Source organism: Endozoicomonas sp. SESOKO3 (assembly GCF_024606255.1).
This window is the reverse complement of record NZ_JAHHPR010000674.1, coordinates 1-1610: the sequence shown is the minus strand read 5'-3', so window position 1 is coordinate 1610 and position 1610 is coordinate 1. Positions and strand designations below refer to the sequence as shown.

3 protein-coding genes are annotated in these 1610 nt (G+C 51.0%); all 3 read left to right on the top strand.

What is annotated here, in order from left to right; all coding sequences use genetic code 11:
• Positions 1-442: NADH:ubiquinone reductase (Na(+)-transporting) subunit C (nqrC, locus tag KDK18_RS11920; protein WP_257255145.1), on the top strand; the 442-nt coding region annotated here is incomplete at its 5' end.
• A complete protein-coding gene (locus tag KDK18_RS11915; protein WP_062268817.1) occupies positions 442-1107 on the top strand; it encodes an NADH:ubiquinone reductase (Na(+)-transporting) subunit D in 666 nt (221 codons plus the stop codon). The genes nqrC and KDK18_RS11915, both read left to right, overlap by 1 nt.
• A 3-nt stretch (positions 1108-1110) precedes the next feature.
• Positions 1111-1610: NADH:ubiquinone reductase (Na(+)-transporting) subunit E (gene nqrE, locus KDK18_RS11910; protein ID WP_257255144.1), on the top strand; the 500-nt coding region annotated here is incomplete at its 3' end.

Below are 1610 nucleotides of genomic sequence, written 5' to 3'. Positions count from 1 at the left end.
GGATATTGCCAGCATCAAGCGTCAGGCTGACATTGCCAAGGTCTATATCATTGAGAAAAATGGCAAGCTGGAAACCATCATTCTGCCCGTACACGGCTACGGTCTGTGGTCTACCATGTATGGCTTTATGGCTCTGGATAGTGACCTGAACACCGTCAAGGGTTTCGGTTTCTACGACCAGAAAGAAACGCCGGGACTGGGTGGCGAAGTAGACAACCCGCTCTGGAAGGATAAATGGCCCGGAAAGAAGATCTACGACAGTAAAGGTGTTGTGGAAGCAGGCCTGGTGAAAGGCGGTGCTGATCCCAAGTCTCCTTACAAGGTCGACGGTCTTTCCGGCGCAACTCTGACCAGTAACGGTGTGACCAACCTTATTCATTTCTGGATGGGTAAAGATGGCTTCAAACCGTTCCTTACTAATTTGAAAGCGGGGGATGCATAATGTCTGAGAAGACTAAAGATATCCTGCTGGAACCGGTCGTTAACAACAACCCCATAACCTTGCAGATCCTCGGTATCTGTTCGGCACTGGCGGTGACCACCAGCATGCAGGTTAGCCTGGTTATGGCCATGGCGGTAATCGGCGTAACCGCCTGTTCCAACCTGGCTGTATCCCTGATTCGTAACCACATTCCCAACAGCATTCGTATCATCTGTCAGATGACCGTCATTGCTTCTCTGGTAATTGTGGTGGATCAGATTCTGAAAGCTTACGCTTACGACATCTCCAAGCAGTTGTCTGTATTTGTAGGTCTGATCATCACCAACTGTATCGTGATGGGTCGTGCCGAAGCCTTCGCTATGAAGAACGGTCCCAAGCTATCCTTCCTGGACGGTATTGGTAACGGTTTGGGTTACGGTGCGGTACTGCTTATTGTGGCATTCTTCCGTGAACTGTTCGGTGCCGGTAACCTGTTCGGTGTTGAAATCCTGAAGACTGTCAACAACGGTGGCTGGTATCAGCCTAACGGCCTCATGCTGCTGGCCCCGAGTGCGTTCTTTCTGATCGGTCTGCTGATCTGGGTGATTCGCAGTCGCAAGCCGGATCAGGTTGAAGACAACGAGTTCAAAATGGCTCCTAACACCAAGTTCAGCGAGGCCCACTAAGCCATGGAACATTTCATCTCACTTTTTGTGAAAGCAGTGTTCGTGGAAAACATGGCATTGGCTTTCTTCCTGGGTATGTGTACCTTCCTGGCGGTGTCCAAGCAGGTTAAAACAGCTCTGGGTCTGGGTGTCGCCGTAGTGGCCGTATTGACCATTACTGTCCCCATTAACAACCTGATTTATCAGAACATTCTGAAAGATGGCGCGCTGACCCCCGGTGTCGATCTGAGCTTCCTGGGGCTGATCACCTACATCGGTGTTATCGCGGCTCTGGTTCAGATTCTGGAGATGTTTCTGGATAAGTTTGTACCGTCACTCTACAACGCACTGGGTGTATTCCTGCCGCTGATTACCGTGAACTGCGCCATCATGGGTGCGTCACTGTTCATGGTTGAGCGTGACTACAATCTGGGCGAGTCTGCGGTATATGGATTAGGTGCGGGTGTTGGCTGGGCTCTGGCAATTGCTGCCCTGGCTGGCATCCGTGAAAAGCTGAAGTACAG